The organism is Pararhodobacter sp., from assembly GCF_036802785.1.
Taxonomy (GTDB): Bacteria; Pseudomonadota; Alphaproteobacteria; order Rhodobacterales; family Rhodobacteraceae; genus Pararhodobacter.
Genome location: NZ_DAIRVN010000025.1, coordinates 19,211 through 34,117, shown reverse-complemented (window position 1 = coordinate 34,117; position 14,907 = coordinate 19,211). Strand labels below are relative to the sequence as shown.

15 protein-coding genes are annotated in these 14,907 nt (G+C 63.6%); 11 read left to right on the top strand and 4 right to left on the bottom strand.

Going from position 1 to position 14,907, the window contains the following annotated elements:
* Positions 1-131 precede the first annotated feature (131 nt).
* Positions 132-971 (bottom strand): universal stress protein, encoded by an 840-nt coding sequence (locus V7Q53_RS10660; protein ID WP_333828527.1) that lies wholly within the window; start codon positions 969-971, stop codon positions 132-134.
* Positions 972-1,236: 265 nt separating this feature from the next.
* Here V7Q53_RS10660 and ccoN point away from each other — a divergent pair, with 265 nt between their 5' ends.
* From ccoN to V7Q53_RS10615, 9 genes are all read left to right on the top strand, one after another.
* Entirely contained in the window at positions 1,237-2,835 is a 1,599-nt protein-coding gene (ccoN, locus tag V7Q53_RS10655) for a cytochrome-c oxidase, cbb3-type subunit I (protein WP_333828526.1), read from the top strand.
* Positions 2,836-2,847: 12 nt separating this feature from the next.
* Positions 2,848-3,573 carry a cytochrome-c oxidase, cbb3-type subunit II gene (gene ccoO, locus V7Q53_RS10650; RefSeq protein ID WP_333828525.1) on the top strand — a complete coding sequence of 242 codons (726 nt, stop codon included), beginning with the start codon at positions 2,848-2,850 and terminating at the stop codon, positions 3,571-3,573.
* Positions 3,574-3,587: 14 nt separating this feature from the next.
* Positions 3,588-3,806: a cbb3-type cytochrome c oxidase subunit 3 gene (locus V7Q53_RS10645; RefSeq protein WP_333828524.1), complete on the top strand. Its 219-nt coding sequence runs from the start codon at positions 3,588-3,590 to the stop codon at positions 3,804-3,806.
* The gene (ccoP, locus tag V7Q53_RS10640) at positions 3,806-4,738 is read left to right on the top strand and encodes a cytochrome-c oxidase, cbb3-type subunit III (protein ID WP_333828523.1); all 933 of its coding nucleotides are present in this window, start codon (positions 3,806-3,808) and stop codon (positions 4,736-4,738) included. Before V7Q53_RS10645 ends, ccoP begins: the two co-directional genes overlap by 1 nt.
* A 243-nt stretch (positions 4,739-4,981) precedes the next feature.
* A complete protein-coding gene (ccoG, locus tag V7Q53_RS10635; RefSeq protein WP_333828522.1) occupies positions 4,982-6,415 on the top strand; it encodes a cytochrome c oxidase accessory protein CcoG in 1,434 nt (477 codons plus the stop codon).
* A gap of 26 nt (positions 6,416-6,441) precedes the next feature.
* Entirely contained in the window at positions 6,442-6,918 is a 477-nt protein-coding gene (locus tag V7Q53_RS10630; RefSeq protein WP_333828521.1) for a FixH family protein, read from the top strand.
* A 2-nt stretch (positions 6,919-6,920) separates the two neighbouring features.
* A complete protein-coding gene (locus tag V7Q53_RS10625; protein WP_333828520.1) occupies positions 6,921-9,125 on the top strand; it encodes a heavy metal translocating P-type ATPase in 2,205 nt (734 codons plus the stop codon).
* A 13-nt stretch (positions 9,126-9,138) separates the two neighbouring features.
* Positions 9,139-9,297, top strand: coding sequence for a cbb3-type cytochrome oxidase assembly protein CcoS (gene ccoS, locus V7Q53_RS10620; RefSeq protein ID WP_333828519.1), 159 nt, complete (start codon positions 9,139-9,141; stop codon positions 9,295-9,297).
* 368 nt (positions 9,298-9,665) lie between these two features.
* Complete coding sequence (locus V7Q53_RS10615) at positions 9,666-10,355, top strand: MipA/OmpV family protein (RefSeq protein WP_333828518.1); 690 nt, start codon at positions 9,666-9,668, stop codon at positions 10,353-10,355.
* 95 nt (positions 10,356-10,450) lie between these two features.
* Here the strand turns inward: V7Q53_RS10615 and V7Q53_RS10610 are convergent, their stop codons facing one another.
* Both V7Q53_RS10610 and trxB read right to left on the bottom strand, forming a co-directional pair.
* A complete protein-coding gene (locus V7Q53_RS10610) occupies positions 10,451-11,206 on the bottom strand; it encodes an alpha/beta fold hydrolase (RefSeq protein ID WP_333828517.1) in 756 nt (251 codons plus the stop codon).
* A 222-nt stretch (positions 11,207-11,428) separates the two neighbouring features.
* Entirely contained in the window at positions 11,429-12,370 is a 942-nt protein-coding gene (trxB, locus tag V7Q53_RS10605; RefSeq protein ID WP_333828516.1) for a thioredoxin-disulfide reductase, read from the bottom strand.
* A gap of 227 nt (positions 12,371-12,597) precedes the next feature.
* Here trxB and V7Q53_RS10600 point away from each other — a divergent pair, with 227 nt between their 5' ends.
* Complete coding sequence (locus V7Q53_RS10600) at positions 12,598-13,098, top strand: Lrp/AsnC family transcriptional regulator (RefSeq protein ID WP_333828515.1); 501 nt, start codon at positions 12,598-12,600, stop codon at positions 13,096-13,098.
* 90 nt (positions 13,099-13,188) lie between these two features.
* Here the strand turns inward: V7Q53_RS10600 and ald are convergent, their stop codons facing one another.
* Positions 13,189-14,307, bottom strand: coding sequence for an alanine dehydrogenase (gene ald, locus V7Q53_RS10595; RefSeq protein ID WP_333828514.1), 1,119 nt, complete (start codon positions 14,305-14,307; stop codon positions 13,189-13,191).
* Between the two features lie 140 nt (positions 14,308-14,447).
* Here ald and V7Q53_RS10590 point away from each other — a divergent pair, with 140 nt between their 5' ends.
* A complete protein-coding gene (locus V7Q53_RS10590; RefSeq protein WP_333828513.1) occupies positions 14,448-14,906 on the top strand; it encodes an Lrp/AsnC family transcriptional regulator in 459 nt (152 codons plus the stop codon).
* Position 14,907: the final 1 nt, after the last annotated feature.

Sequence of the window (14,907 nt, the reverse complement as noted above, 5' to 3'; positions counted from 1 at the left end):
TTCTGCAACAGGCTCAAACCCTGCCCGCCCCTTCACCTGTTTGAAAATATCCTCGGGGGGTGAATTCGGCGAAGCCGGAGAGGGGGGCTGAAAGCCCCCCTGCGCCGCCGCTCATGGCCGCAAAGCCGGTTCTAATGTGCCAGAAACACCGGCGTTTCGCTGTTTTCCAGCACGTTGCGGGTGGCGCCGCCCAGAATGGCCTCGCGCAGGCGGGAATGGCCGTAGGCGCCCATCACCAGAAGGCTCGCGCTGGTGTCCGCAATATGGCGCATCAGCACGTCTGAAACACGCGGCAGGGTCTTGGCCAGCACCGAGACCTCGGCGCGCACACCGTGACGCGCCAGCATCTGGGTCAGCAGCCCGCCCGGGTCAGAGCGTTCGGGGCTGTGCACCGGGGGGTTTACGACCACGATATTCACCAGATCGGCCTGTTTCAGCAGGGGCAGGGCGCGGCGCACGGCGTTGAGCGCCTCGTTCGACTGGTTCCAGGCGACGACGATGCGCTTGCCGAAATCCGGCCCCAGCCCGGTTTCGGGCACGATTAGGGTTGCGGACTGCCCCTCGAACAGTGCGGCCTCGATTGCGGCTTCCTGGGTGGGCAGGGCCTCGCGGCCATAGGGACGGACCTGAATCACCAGATCACTGAAACGGGCGCGCAGGCCCACCAGCCCCGGCAGCCCGCCGAACTGCACCACCGCCGATTCGGCACTCCAGCGCAGCCCGGAGCGGTCAAGCTTCTTGCGGGCCTGCGCTTCAAGCGATTCGGCGTCGGCCTGGGCGCGCTCAAGGGTTTCCTGAAGCAGAAGCGGCGAGGCCCCCATGTAAAAGCCGCCTGCCGGAGTCATGTCCACGCCCAGAAGACAGGCACTGAGATGGGCGTCCTGGCGCTCGGCAAAGTCGATCGCGGGCGGAAGGGTGATCTCCAGCTCGGCGGCACTGCTCACGAAGGTCGTGATGGATTTGTAGGCCATGTTCATTCCTCGTGTTACCTCAAAGGCTTGCGCCGCACCGCACCGATCCGCGCAGGCGCCGACAACGGCCGATACTGGGCTGCAACAATCACCGTGTCCTTGATTTCAATCAAGCCCCCCGTTTACCGGAATTGACCTGAATCAATGTATGCAGGCCGTACCCGGCCGATAAGGGACAAGGTGCAGCAGGTCCGGCGTGTCGTTCTCCGTTTTTCGGGGCGGGGCCGGGATACGCCAATAAAAACGGAATAGAGGGACGCAAGTAATGTGGGATTACGTCAAGCTGATCGTGCTTGCTGCGATCGCGGTTTTCGCCGCGATCATTGCAAGTTACGCGCGCGATCTCGCCCATCTGGTTCACATGATCATCATCATGTTGACCGCGGGAGGGCTTTTCCTGTGGCAGATCCGCCGCGTGGGAGAGCCGGTTGTTCACAACCAACTGGAATACATGGACGGGGTGGTGCGCTACGGCGTGATTGCCACCGCGTTCTGGGGCGTGGTCGGCTTTCTGGTCGGCGTGGTCATCGCCTTTCAGCTTGCCTGGCCCGAGCTGAACCTCGAATTTGCCCAGGGCTTTACCAATTTCGGCCGCCTGCGGCCGCTGCACACCTCGGCGGTGATTTTCGCCTTTGGCGGTAACGCGCTGATCGCCTCGGCCTTCTATGTGGTGCAGCGCACCTCGGCGGCGCGGCTCTGGGGTGGCAACCTTGCGTGGTTTGTCTTCTGGGGCTACCAGCTCTTCATCGTCATGGCCGCGACCGGCTATGTGCTGGGCTCAACCCAGGGGCAGGAATATGCCGAGCCCGAATGGCTGACCGACCTGTGGCTGACCATCGTCTGGGTGGCCTTCCTTGCGGTCTATCTGGGTACGCTGATCAAGCGCCGTGAGCCGCATATCTACGTCGCCAACTGGTTCTACCTGTCGTTCATCGTCACCGTGGCGATGCTGCATGTCGTCAACAACGTGCAGATCCCGGTGTCGGTGTTCGGTTCGGCCTCGGTCCCGGTGTGGTCGGGTGTGCAGTCGGCCATGGTGCAGTGGTGGTATGGCCACAACGCGGTGGGCTTCTTCCTGACGGCGGGCTTTCTGGGGATGATGTATTACTTCATCCCGAAGCAGGCCGAGCGCCCGGTTTACAGCTACAAGCTGTCGATCATCCACTTCTGGGCGCTGATCTTCCTGTATATCTGGGCCGGTCCGCACCACCTGCATTATACCGCGCTGCCTGACTGGGCGCAGACACTGGGCATGACCTTTTCTATCATGCTGTGGATGCCCTCCTGGGGTGGTATGATCAACGGTCTGATGACGCTTTCGGGCGCCTGGGACAAGCTGCGCACCGACCCTGTGATCCGCATGATGGTGGTCGCCGTGGGCTTTTACGGCATGGCCACTTTTGAGGGGCCGATGATGTCGATCCGCGCGGTCAACTCGCTCAGCCACTATACCGACTGGACCATCGGCCATGTGCATTCCGGCGCTCTGGGCTGGAACGGCATGATCACCTTCGGCATGATGTACTATCTGGTGCCGCGCCTGTGGAAGCGCGAACGCCTCTACAGCCTGTCGCTGGTGAGCTGGCACTTCTGGCTGGCGACCATCGGGATCGTTCTTTACGCATCCTCGATGTGGGTGACCGGCATCATGGAAGGGCTGATGTGGCGGCAGGTCGATGCCCAGGGCTTCCTGGTCAACAGCTTTGCTGACACCGTGGCCGCCAAATTCCCGATGTATGTGGTGCGTGGGCTGGGCGGGGTGATGTTCCTGCTGGGTGCGCTGATCATGTGCTACAACCTGTGGAAGACCGTGACGAGCGTGGGCGAACGTAAGCCCGCGGCCGCCGCGGTGCCCGCTGAATAACCGGAGGGCGTCATGAGCATTCTCAAACATCACAAGAAGATCGAGACGCATGCGACGCTGCTTCTGGTCCTCAGCTTTCTGGTGGTGACCATCGGCGGTCTGGTTCAGATTGTCCCGCTGTTCTATCTGGAAAACACCATCGAGGAAGTGGAAGGCGTGCGGCCCTATTCGCCGCTGGAGCTGGCCGGGCGCGAGATCTATGTGCGCGAAGGCTGCTACGTCTGCCACAGCCAGATGATCCGCCCGATGCGCGACGAGGTCGAGCGTTATGGCCATTACAGCCTTGCGGCGGAATCGATGTATGACCATCCGTTCCAGTGGGGCTCCAAGCGCACCGGGCCGGATCTGGCGCGCATTGGCGGGCGGTACTCGGACGACTGGCATGTGCAGCACATGATTGACCCGCGCGCGGTGGTGCCGGAATCAATCATGCCCAGCTACGCGTTCCTGATGAACCGGGTGATCGACGGGCGTTACATCGAGGATCTGTTGCGCACCTATCGTCTGGTCGGCGTGCCTTATACCGATGAGATGCTGGAAAACGGCCGTGCCGACTTTCTGGCGCAGGCCAATCCTGATGCCGATACTTCGGGCCTTCTGGCACGCTACCATTCGGCGCAGGTCCGCAACTTTGACGGGCAGCCTGAGCTGACCGAAATGGATGCGCTCATCGCCTATATGCAGATGCTGGGAACGCTGGTTGATTTCAGCACCTTCGTGCCTGACGCAAGCCGCTGAGAAAGGGGAAAAGCATGGAAACCTATACACTTCTGCGCACCTTCGCCGACAGCTGGCACCTTTTGTTCATGACGCTGTTCTTTGTGGGCATCGTGGTCTGGGCCTTCCGGCCCGGGTCAAAGAAGGTTCATGAGGAAACGGCGTCGATGATCTTTCGCAATGACGACAGACCGGCGGGCGACGATGCTCCGGCAGCCCGCGCCGGCAACCGCGAACCCAAAGAGGCACGCTGATGGTTGATCCAAAGAACAAGACACCCGAAAACAGGGTCAGCCCGCCCGAGCGGCAATACCCTGATCCAAGGGCGAAGCTGAAACAGGACCCGCCCACCACGGGCCATTCCTGGGACGGGATCGAGGAATACGACAACCCGATGCCGCGCTGGTGGCTGTGGACCTTCTATCTGACCATCATCTGGGCCGTGATCTACATGATCTTCTACCCGGCCTGGCCGATGGTCACGCGCGCCACCTCGGGCATTCTGGGCTATTCGACACGCGGTGAGGTCGCCGCCGAGATTGCCCGGTTCGACCAGCAGAATCAGGTCTGGTTCGAGCGCCTGCTCGACACCGATCTGGACGCCATCCATGACGACCGCGAACTGCAGAGCTTTGCGGTGAATGCCGGTGCTGCCGTGTTCCGCGCCCAGTGCTCTCAGTGCCACGGCACCGGCGGGGCAGGGGTTCAGGCCTCGGGCTTTCCCAACCTTCTGGACGATGAATGGATGTGGGGCGGCACGATGGATGATATCCACCAGACCGTGCGCTACGGCATCCGCAACGAAGACCATGCAGACGCGCGTTGGTCGGAAATGCCTGCCTTTGGCCGCGACGGCCTTCTGAGCGATCAGGAGATCGATCAGGTGGTGCATTATGTGCTGCGCCTGTCAGGTCAGCCGTCGGATGCCGCGCTGGCTGCCGCGGGTGAAGAGGTGTTCATGTTCAACTGCGCCTCATGCCACGGCGACAATGGCGAGGGTGACACTTTCGTCGGTGCGCCGCCGCTCAACTCGGCCATCTGGCTCTATGGCGGCACCTATGACGATATCCGCCACACGGTCGTCAATTCGCGCTTCGGCATCATGCCGGGCTTCACGGGCCGGTTGCGCGATGCCGAAATCCGTGCGGTTGCCGCTTATGTCCACCAGCTGGGTGGCGGGCAGTAACCCTGCGCTGAGATCCGGCGCTCCGGTCAAACGGGGTGTCGGGGCTGCACCAGGCCTCGTTCCTGTTCGCGCGTTTCCCGGGGAATGGTGCAGCCGATTTTTTCAAGGGCGTGTGCGGCCTGAAAACCGTGCGCGCCTTTGCCGCATCGAAAGATATAGAACTTACCCGCCTTTTGACGCAGGTCAAGGCATCGGTGATCCTGCAGGGTAATCAATGCCCAAGGTGAACCACGGAGAAGGGCAATGAGCACTTCAGATGATACCCAACAGCTTTATCAGGCCCGCGAACCGATCTTTCCGCGGCGCGTTTCAGGTGCGTTCCGCAACCTGAAATGGTGGCTTCTGGCTGCCATGCTGGGGCTTTACTACATCACGCCCTGGCTGCGCTGGGACAGGGGCCCTGAGCTGCCGGATCAGGCAGTGCTGCTGGACCTTGCCAACCGGCGGTTCTTTTTCTTCATGATCGAAATCTGGCCGCATGAATTCTATTTCGTCGCGGGCCTGCTGATCATGGCGGGTATCGGCCTTTTCCTGTTCACCTCGGCGCTGGGCCGTGTCTGGTGCGGCTATGCCTGCCCGCAGACCGTCTGGACCGATCTTTTCATTCAGGTCGAACGCTGGATCGAGGGGGACCGCAACGCGCGGCTGCGCCTGCACCGGCAGAAATGGAACGCCGAGAAGGCGCGCAAATATTCGCTGAAATGGCTGGTCTGGCTGTTGATCGCGCTCGCCACCGGCGGCGCGTGGGTGTTCTATTTCACCGATGCGCCCACCCTGCTGCGCGACCTGCTGACCCTCAGCGCCCATCCCATCGCCTATACCACCATCGCGGTCCTGACCGGCACCACCTTCCTGTTCGGCGGCTTTTTCCGCGAGCAGGTCTGCATCTATGCCTGCCCATGGCCGCGCATTCAGGCGGCGATGATGGACGAAGATACGATCACCATCTCATACCGCGACTGGCGCGGGGAGCCGCGCGGCAAGCTGAAAAAAGGGCAGGCCGCGCCGGAAGGGGCGCAGGGCGACTGCATCGACTGCATGGCCTGCGTCAATGTCTGCCCGATGGGCATCGACATCCGCGACGGCCAGCAACTGGCCTGCATCACCTGCGGGTTGTGCATCGACGCCTGCAATGACGTGATGGACAAGGTCGGCAAGCCGCGCGGCCTGATCGGCTACATGGCCCTGTCGGATGAGATCAGCGAGCGCGAGGGCAAGACGCCGATTTCAGTCTGGAAGCATGTGTTCCGGTTGCGCACCATGGTCTATACCGTCCTCTGGGCGGGGATCGGTGTGGGTCTGATCGTGGCGCTGTTCCTGCGCACCGATATCGACATCTCCATTTCGCCGATCCGCAACCCCACCTTCGTGGTCCTGTCGGATGGCAGTGTGCGCAATGCCTATGATATCCGTCTGCGCAACATGCATAATGAGCCGCGCCAGTTCTTCCTGTCGATTGCCGACAACCCCTCCATCCGGCTGACGATCGAGGGGGTGCCGGGGCAACTGGTGACGGTGCAACCGGATACACAGCTGAACCAGCGTGTTTATCTGACCGCGTCGTCGGGCACACCGCCCGCACGCGGAACACAGACGCCGGTGCGGCTATGGGCATCGGTTGCGGGCGATACCGCGCGCATATTCGGTGAAACCGTCTTTAACGGGAGAGGCCAATGACACAAGCAGCACCACAGAGCACACCAATGAGCACACCGCCCGAAAGCACGCGCGGCAAGATGACCGGCGGCAAGGTTCTGGCCGTGTTTGTCAGCGCCTTCGGCATCATCATCTCGGTTAATCTGGTGATGGCCTACAGCGCCGTCAGCACCTTTCCCGGCCTTGAGGTGCGCAACAGCTATGTTGCCAGCCAGGGCTTCAACGACCGGCTGACGGCGCAGCGCTCGCTGGGCTGGGATGTGCAGGTGGGCGTCACCGAAGGGCAGTTGCGCGTGGTTTTCACCGATCCTGACGGCAGCCCGGCCAATGTGGCGACGATGGATGCCACGCTGGGCCGCGCCACCCATACCCGAGACGACCTGAGCCCCGAATTCGCCTATGAGGGGGGGACATTCACCGCGCCGGTGTCGATTGCGCCGGGCAACTGGAACCTGCGCCTTGTCGCCACCGCACCGGACGGAACCGAGTTCCGGCAGCGCGTCTCCTTCCGGCATAGGGGCTGATCATGAGCGACACGCTGCATGCCCCGTCCCTTTCAGCCTGCCCGGCCTGTGTGGCGATGCCCGCCGCGCTGGATCAGGCCAGCCGCGCTGCGGCTGAGGGCGCGCGCATCGTCATGTCGGTGCCGGGCGCGCATTGTGCGCTGTGCATTTCGACCATCGAGCGCGATCTGGAGGGGATGCCCGGCGTGCAGTCGGCGCGGCTGAACCTGACGCTCAAGCGCGTCTCGGTTCAGGCCGAGGAGGGGGTGGATGCGGCGGCGCTGGCCAAACGGATCAAGGCGCTGGGCTATGAGGCGTTCGAGCTGGACCCCGGCACGCTTTCCATGACCGAGACCGACCGCCAGCGCCGAGATCTGCTGATGCGGCTGGGCGTGGCCGGGTTCAGCATGATGAACATCATGCTGCTGTCGGTGGCGGTCTGGTCCGGTGCGACCGATGCCACGCGCGATCTGTTCCATCTGATTTCGGCGGCGATTGCGCTGCCGACCGTGGCCTTTTCCGGCCAACCCTTCTTCAAGAGCGCCATCGCCAGCCTGCGCGCCGGGCGTCTGGGCATGGATGTGCCGATCTCGCTGGCGATCATTCTGGCCAGTGCGATTTCGGTCTATGAGACGTTCAATTCCGGCCACCACGCCTATTTCGATGCCGCCGTGATGCTGACCTTCTTTCTGCTGGCGGGCCGCTACCTTGATTTCCAGACCCGCGCTGCCGCCCGTTCGGCCGCGCAGGAACTGGCGGCGCTGGAAGTGCCACGGGCGATCCGGCTGAGCGTGAAGGAGGGCGCGCAGGTTGAAGAGACCGTCTCGGTGGCCGATCTGCGCCCCGGTGACCTTGTGCTGGTGCGCCCCGGCGGGCGGATTCCGGTAGACGGGGTGGTCATGGCGGGCACATCAGAACTTGACCGCTCGATCCTCACCGGCGAGACGCTGCCCGCCTATGCCGGGCCGGAAACCGTGGTCACGGCGGGCGCCGTCAACCTGACGGGGCCGCTGAGCGTGCAGGTGACGGCGGCGGGCAAGGACAGCTCGCTGCACCGTATGGCCGATCTGGTCGCCGTGGCTGAATCGGCGCGCACCCGCTACACCACGCTGGCTGACCGCGCCTCGCGCGGGTATTCGCCGGTGGTGCATGTTCTGGCGCTTTCGGCCTTTCTGGTCTGGCTGTGGGTCAGCGGCGGGGATGTGCGGCTGGCGATCAACATCGCGGCGGCCACGCTGATCATCACCTGCCCCTGTGCGCTGGGGCTGGCGGTGCCTGCGGTGGTGACGGCGGCTTCGGGCAAGCTGTTTCGCGCGGGCATGCTGATCAAGGACGGCACCGCGCTGGAACGTCTGGCCGAGGTGGACACCGCGGTCTTTGACAAGACCGGCACGCTGACCATGGGCACGCCCGAACCCACCAACCTTGATACGCTGGACCCGCAGGCGCTGTCGGTTGCGGCGGCGCTGGCCGGTGCCTCGTCCCATCCGCTGGCCATGGCGCTGGCAGGGGCGGCGCGTCGCGCAGGGGCGCTTCCGGCAGTGCTTGATGACGTTACCGAGGTGCCGGGCCATGGCGTGCAGGCAAGCTGGCGCGGCCAGCGCGTCCGGCTGGGCCGGGCCGCATGGGTGGGGGCCACCCCGCTGGAGGTGACCGCAACCTATCTCGCCATCGGCGATGCGCCGATCCGCGCTGTCACCTTCGCCGACCGGCTGCGCCCCGGGGCCGAGGCGGCGGTGCGGGCGCTGCAGGCGCAGGGCAAGGAGGTCTGGCTGATTTCCGGCGATGTGCCGGGCGCGGTGCGTGAACTGGCCGCGCGGCTGGGCATCGCCCACTGGCGCGCCGAAGCCCTGCCCGAGGAAAAGGCCGCCATCATCGAGGGGATGCAGGCCGGGGGGCGGCGCGTGCTGATGGTCGGAGACGGCCTCAATGACACGGTGGCGCTGGCCGCTGCGCATGTCTCCATCTCACCGGCATCGGCGCTGGATGCGGCGCGGGTGGCCTCGGACATTGTGCTTCTGGGCACCGACATATCGCCCATCGCCGAAGCGCAGCGGATCGCGGTGAAATCGGTCAAACGGATTCGTGAGAACTTTGTCATCTCGTTCGGATATAACGTGATCGCAGTACCGATTGCGCTTCTAGGCTTTGCCACGCCGCTCTGGGCCGCGCTGGCGATGTCGATATCGTCGATCACGGTGGCGCTGAATGCGCTGCGCCTGAAATGAAAGGAGGGCATCCATGGACGTTCTCGGCATTCTGATACCGATTTCGCTGGTCCTGGGCCTTCTGGGGCTTGGCGGGTTTTACTGGACGCTGAAGCGAGGCATGTACGAAGACCCCGAAGGCGACAGCCGCCGCATCCTTCAGGGCGATTACGACGACAAGCCGAAATCCTGACATCCGCGCGCCGGATGTTCAGACTCTGGCCTCGGTGCCCTGAACCTTTTTCTCTCCCCCTCTTTGTTGCGGCGGAAGCTCACTTCGGTTGGCATCCGAACCAGAGCGATTGATCCCCCTCAGTTTTCGGCCTATCGAGGTTCAGGGAAGCCCGCTTGGCCCCTGTCGGGGCACCGGGCGCTGGTTTCTGTCTGTTTCCGTGTTCCTGGTAGAAACGGGCATTTCCTGCCCTACCTCAACACCACGTCAATACTGACGGGCCGTGGATTATCGAAGGGATTTCCGGGATGCATCTGTTCCGTACTGCAATCGCTGCAACCGTCTGTACTGCTGCTCTGCTGGGCCAACCCGCCCAGGCGCAGGACCGCATGTTTGCGTTTTCCCTGACCGGGGGGGCGGCCATAGGACCGAGCTATTTCGGGTCAGACAGCTACCGGGTTTCACCCAGCGGCAGCTTCAGCTTCACCGGGCTGCAATTCGGCCGTGTGCAACTCGGCGATGCGTCAGGTCCGAGGCATTTCGCCCCCGGAACCGGCCTGCGCGGCGCATTCCGCTACATCGCCGGGCGGGACGGCACCGATGAGCTTGCCGGTCTGAATGATGTGGATGCGTCGGTCGAGATCGGGCTGGGGCTGCAGCACACGACGGAGTTCTGGCAAGTCTATGGCGACCTGCGCTATGGCGCGATCGGGCACAGGGGGTTCGCAGGTGAGGTCGGTGCGAACGCCCTTTACCGGGGTCAGGGCGGACTGGTGCTGCATGCGGGGCCGCGTGCCGAATTCGGCAATGCGCGTTTCGCACGGACCTATTTCGGGGTCACGGCGGCGGAAGCGGTGGCGTCGGGCCTTGGTGCTTACAGACCGGGCGGCGGCATGCATTCGGTCGGCTTCGAGATCGGCGCCTATCAGCCGCTGAGCGCCGACTGGGGCATCACAGGTTCGGTTCGGTATGACCGCTTGCACGGCGACGCGGCTGCGTCGCCCATTGTGCAGCAGGGCAGCCGCAATCAGTTGATCGCCAAGATCGGGCTCACCCGGCATTTCAATCTGCGTTTCTGAAACATCTGCGCGCGCCCTGACGAAGTTCCGGGCGCGCCCGCTGTCCGTGCGGGCATTATATCCCAGGCCGCCAGTTCACAGGGCGCGTCCGGGATCTAGTTGTTTGAGAGTTTGCGCAGCGCGTTGATCAGCGTGAGGCCATGGTCGAACCTGCCATAGCGCAGGAATTCCAGCACTTCGGCAATCACCATCGGATTCATCATCAGAAGCGTATGCGTGACCGGCATCACGATATGGTCGGCCATCCCATCCACCATGGTGCTGGCGACCGACACTGTGCCGTCATTCGCCCCCTCGATCAGGATCGGGCCGAGCGGGCTGATGGCCCGGTTCCCGGCGATCACCCCCAGTTCATAATCTACCGGCGGCAACTGGCTGGGAACCGAGCCTTCGCCGGTGCCCAACTCGCTGGCGGCGGGCCCGTGCAGGAAGGCGAGCAGGTCCGGCATCAGATTGGGCATGAGGTCAGGCAGGATTTCCATTCCCGAGAGGTTGTCGATGATCTCGGTGCCATGGTTGGGCGGCGCCAGCATCACCACCCGGCCCATCAGAGCGGGCCGGTTGTCGCGCAGCCATGCGCGCACCAGAATCCCGCCCATCGAATGGGTGACAAAATGGGTTTCGACCGGCCCGCATTGCTCGACGGCAGTGCCGACATGCCCCACCAGCGCCTCGATCGGCGCCTGGGTCGAAGGGTAGCCCTCATTCACCACCCGGTAGCCGTGGAATTCCAGCACCTCTTCGATCATCCACATCGACGCCTCGCTGCGCGCCAGCCCATGCAGAAGCACCACGCAACTGGCCGAAGCGGGCGTGGCGCAGAGGAAGAGAAAGATCGCAAGATACCGCATCAGACCATCTATAGGGGCAAAGCAGGCCGGGCGCGAGCGGGCGATGACAATCTGACCGCCCGAACTGCGGCTGTGGCAATCACAACCTTGCGCGCCGTTCATGTAGGCACTGTGATGATGATCACCGGCAACTGCCGCCTTGCCACGCATTCTAAGACAGCATGGCAAGGCGGAGAGCGCGGGCAGGCGTATTTGGGGCAAGATGAAACGGGGGCGCGCGCGTCAGTCCTGCGCCGAGAGGAAGGCTTCGGCGTCAAGCGCCGCCATGCAGCCCATGCCCGCGCTGGTAACGGCCTGACGATAGACATGGTCCGTCAGATCGCCCGCCGCAAAGACCCCCGGTACCGAGGTGCGGGTGCTGCCCGGTTCCACCCAGACATAGCCGCCGTCAATCAGCTTCAGCTGGTCCTTCACCAGTTCCGATGCCGGGGCATGACCGATCGCCACGAAGAAGCCTGCACAGGGGATGATCTGCTCAGCCCCGGTTTCGACATGGCGGACCTTGACGCCGGTCACGCCCAGCGGCGCCTCGTCGCCCTGCACCTCGATAGGAGCGTGCTTCCACAGCACCTCGATCTTCGGGTGTTTGAACAGCCGCTCCTGCATGATTTTTTCGGCGCGCAGGCTGTCGCGGCGGTGCACCAGCGTGACCTTGGAGGCGAAATTGGTCAGAAACAGTGCCTCTTCGACCGCCGTATTGCCGCCGCCGACCACCACGATTTCCTTGCCGCGATAGAAGAAGCCGTCGCAGGTGGCGCAGGCCGAAACGCCAAAGCCCTGAAACTTTGCTTCCGAGGGCAGGCCCAGCCATTTCGCCTGCGCGCCGGTGGCCAGAACCACGGCATCGGCGGTATAGGTGGTGCCGCTGTCACTGCGGGCCGTGAAGGGGCGGCTGGAAAGGTCAAGCGCGGTAATCACATCGGTGATGATCTCGGTGCCCATTTCTCGCGCATGATTCTCCATACGCGCCATCAGGTCCGGCCCCATGACCGAGGCATCGCCGGGCCAGTTTTCAACATCGGTGGTGATGGTCAGTTGCCCGCCGGGCTGGATGCCCTGCACAAGGATCGGCTCCAGCATCGCGCGCGACGCATAGACCGCCGCAGTATAGCCGGCCGGGCCCGAGCCGATGATCAGAAGGCGGGTGTGGCGGGTGTCTGACATGGGGGGCTCCATCAAATTCGTTTTATCGCATATAATCCTGCCTGCAGCCGGTGCAAGGCCGCTGGCGCATCTGCCCCGGCCATAGCCCCTTGCCCCCGGCGATGACAAGGTGGCATAGCACCGCCACCCGCCCGCCCGCGCACAAGAGTTGCGCGCTGGCGAAAGAATGTTGCGCACAATGCCGTTCCCGCATACATAAGCGCAAAACATGAATGGAGCACTGCCGCATGCCCGGCGCGAAACTCGATCCGATCGACCGCATGATTCTTGCTGAACTGCAGGCTGACGGGCGCATGACAAATGTCGAACTGGCCCGCCGTGTCGGCATCTCGGCACCGCCCTGCCTGCGCCGGGTGCGCACACTGGAAGAGGCGGGGTTTATCCGGGGCTATCACGCGCGCGTGGATGTGCGCGAACTGGGCTTCGAGGTGCAGGTTTTCGCCATGGTACGGCTGCACCGGCAGACCGAGGCTGACCTGAAGGCCTTTGAGCAGCGTTGCCGCGACTGGTCTTTGGTGCGCGAGTGCCACATGCTCAACGGCGAGATCGATTTCATCCTGAAATGCGTGGCGCCTGATCTGTCAAGTTTTCAGAACTTCCTGACGGAGGAACTGCTGGCGGCCGAGAATGTCGCGAGCGTGAAGACCTCGCTGGTGATCCGTTGCGCCAAGGATGACCCGGGTGTGCCGTTCGATGTGCTGGAAGAGCGCTACAGGAAAGAGGCCTGAGACGGGAAAAGGGGGGCTTTGCCCCCCTCGGCCTGCGGCCTCACCCCCCAGGATATTTTCAGACAGAAAATGAAGGGCGCGGCGCCCGTGTCAGAGCCGAAGCGCCTCGCGCGCGGGGGTGACCGGCAGGTCCAGCGCCATGCCGACGGCGTCATAGGTCACCCGTCCGGCATGGACGTTGAGGCCGTTGAGCAGGTGCTCGTCTTCCGAACAGGCCAGCCGCCAGCCCTTGTTGGCCAGCGCCATCAGATAGGGCAGGGTGGCATTGCCGAGCGCCTGGGTAGAGGTGCGGGCAACCGCGCCGGGCATGTTGGCGACGCAATAGTGCAGGATGCCATCCACCTCATAAATCGGATCGTGATGCGTGGTGGCGCGCGAGGTCTCAAAGCAGCCGCCCTGGTCGATGGCCACATCGACCAGGGCGGCGCCGGGCTGCATCTGCGACAGCTGCGCGCGGCTGATCAGCTTGGGCGCGGCGGCGCCGGGAATCAGCACCGCACCCACCACCATATCGGCGCGGGTGATCAGATCGCCGATTGCGGCGGCGCTGGAATATTGCGTGGTCAGGCGTCCCTGAAAGATGTCATCGAGATAGGACATGCGCGGCACCGAGCGGTCCAGCACGGTGACATTCGCCCCCATGCCCACCGCCACGCGCGCCGCCGCCGTCCCTACAACGCCGCCGCCGATGATCACCACATTCGCAGGCCGCACGCCCGGCACGCCGCCCATCAGCACTCCGCGCCCGCCATTGGCCTTCTGCAGCGTCCAGGCGCCGACCTGTGGCGCCAGCCGCCCGGCCACCTCGGACATCGGCGCCAGCAGGGGCAGGCCGCCGTGGCGGTCGGTCACGGTTTCATAAGCGATGGCGGTCACGCCGCTTTCCAGCAGGTCGCGCGTCTGATCAGCGTCGGGGGCGAGGTGGAGATAGGTGAACAGCACCTGCCCCTCGCGCAGTTGCCTGCGCTCGCTGGTCTGCGGCTCCTTGACCTTGACCACCATCTCGGCGCGCGCAAAGATTTCTTCAGCAGTATCGACGATCTCGGCACCCGCCGCGCGGTAATCGTCATCGCTGAACCCGGCGCCGATGCCGGCCCCGGTCTCGATGATCACACCGTGGCCCGCGCCCACCGCCTCCTGCGCTGCGGCGGGGCTCATCCCGACGCGGAATTCCTGTGCCTTGATCTCTTTCGGACAACCGATGAGCATGGCCACTCTCCTTTTCTGTTGGATGCGGGGATTCTGCGCCTTTTTCGCCGATGGTGCTTGGAAATTCGGTCTTCCCATGGCAATTTCTTCGCAGATTCCACGGCAATTTGGCCATGAATGGTGAAGAAAGTTGCGCTGCAATGCGGCTAGACCAGATCGACCGGCGCATCCTGCATGTGCTGCAGCGCGAGGGGCGGATCTCCAACGCCGACCTTGCAGAACGCATCAACCTCTCGCCCTCGGCCTGCCATCGGCGGGTTCAGCGGCTTGAGGCCGATGGCTTTATCAGCGGCTATGTCGCGCTGCTGGATCTGCGGCGCATCGGCAAGCCGACCACGGTTTTCGTCGAAATCAAGCTCAGCAGTCAGAGCGATGACACGCTTGACGCCTTTGAACGCGGGGTCACGCGCATTCCGGATGTGCTGGAATGCCACCTGATGGCGGGTGCTGCTGACTACCTTCTCAAACTGGTCGTCGAAGATACCGATGATTTCGCCCGGATCCACCGCCAGTATCTCGCCCGCCTGCCAGGCGTTGCGCAGATGCAGTCCTCGTTCGCGCTGCGCACCGTGCAAAAGACCACGGCGATCCAGCTCTGAA

What these genes read in the sequence shown, in the direction of transcription:
- trxB (WP_333828516.1), bottom strand. Translation starts at nt 12,370, where the DNA reads ATGTCAGACACCCGCCACACCCGCCTTCTGATCATCGGCTCGGGCCCG.
- ccoG (WP_333828522.1), top strand. Translation starts at nt 4,982, where the DNA reads ATGAGCACTTCAGATGATACCCAACAGCTTTATCAGGCCCGCGAACCG.
- ccoO (WP_333828525.1), top strand. Translation starts at nt 2,848, where the DNA reads ATGAGCATTCTCAAACATCACAAGAAGATCGAGACGCATGCGACGCTG.
- V7Q53_RS10660 (WP_333828527.1), bottom strand. Translation starts at nt 971, where the DNA reads ATGGCCTACAAATCCATCACGACCTTCGTGAGCAGTGCCGCCGAGCTG.
- V7Q53_RS10590 (WP_333828513.1), top strand. Translation starts at nt 14,448, where the DNA reads ATGCGGCTAGACCAGATCGACCGGCGCATCCTGCATGTGCTGCAGCGC.
- ccoN (WP_333828526.1), top strand. Translation starts at nt 1,237, where the DNA reads ATGTGGGATTACGTCAAGCTGATCGTGCTTGCTGCGATCGCGGTTTTC.
- V7Q53_RS10630 (WP_333828521.1), top strand. Translation starts at nt 6,442, where the DNA reads ATGAGCACACCGCCCGAAAGCACGCGCGGCAAGATGACCGGCGGCAAG.
- V7Q53_RS10600 (WP_333828515.1), top strand. Translation starts at nt 12,598, where the DNA reads ATGCCCGGCGCGAAACTCGATCCGATCGACCGCATGATTCTTGCTGAA.
- ccoP (WP_333828523.1), top strand. Translation starts at nt 3,806, where the DNA reads ATGGTTGATCCAAAGAACAAGACACCCGAAAACAGGGTCAGCCCGCCC.
- ccoS (WP_333828519.1), top strand. Translation starts at nt 9,139, where the DNA reads ATGGACGTTCTCGGCATTCTGATACCGATTTCGCTGGTCCTGGGCCTT.
- V7Q53_RS10610 (WP_333828517.1), bottom strand. Translation starts at nt 11,206, where the DNA reads ATGCGGTATCTTGCGATCTTTCTCTTCCTCTGCGCCACGCCCGCTTCG.
- V7Q53_RS10615 (WP_333828518.1), top strand. Translation starts at nt 9,666, where the DNA reads ATGTTTGCGTTTTCCCTGACCGGGGGGGCGGCCATAGGACCGAGCTAT.
- V7Q53_RS10625 (WP_333828520.1), top strand. Translation starts at nt 6,921, where the DNA reads ATGAGCGACACGCTGCATGCCCCGTCCCTTTCAGCCTGCCCGGCCTGT.
- ald (WP_333828514.1), bottom strand. Translation starts at nt 14,307, where the DNA reads ATGCTCATCGGTTGTCCGAAAGAGATCAAGGCACAGGAATTCCGCGTC.
- V7Q53_RS10645 (WP_333828524.1), top strand. Translation starts at nt 3,588, where the DNA reads ATGGAAACCTATACACTTCTGCGCACCTTCGCCGACAGCTGGCACCTT.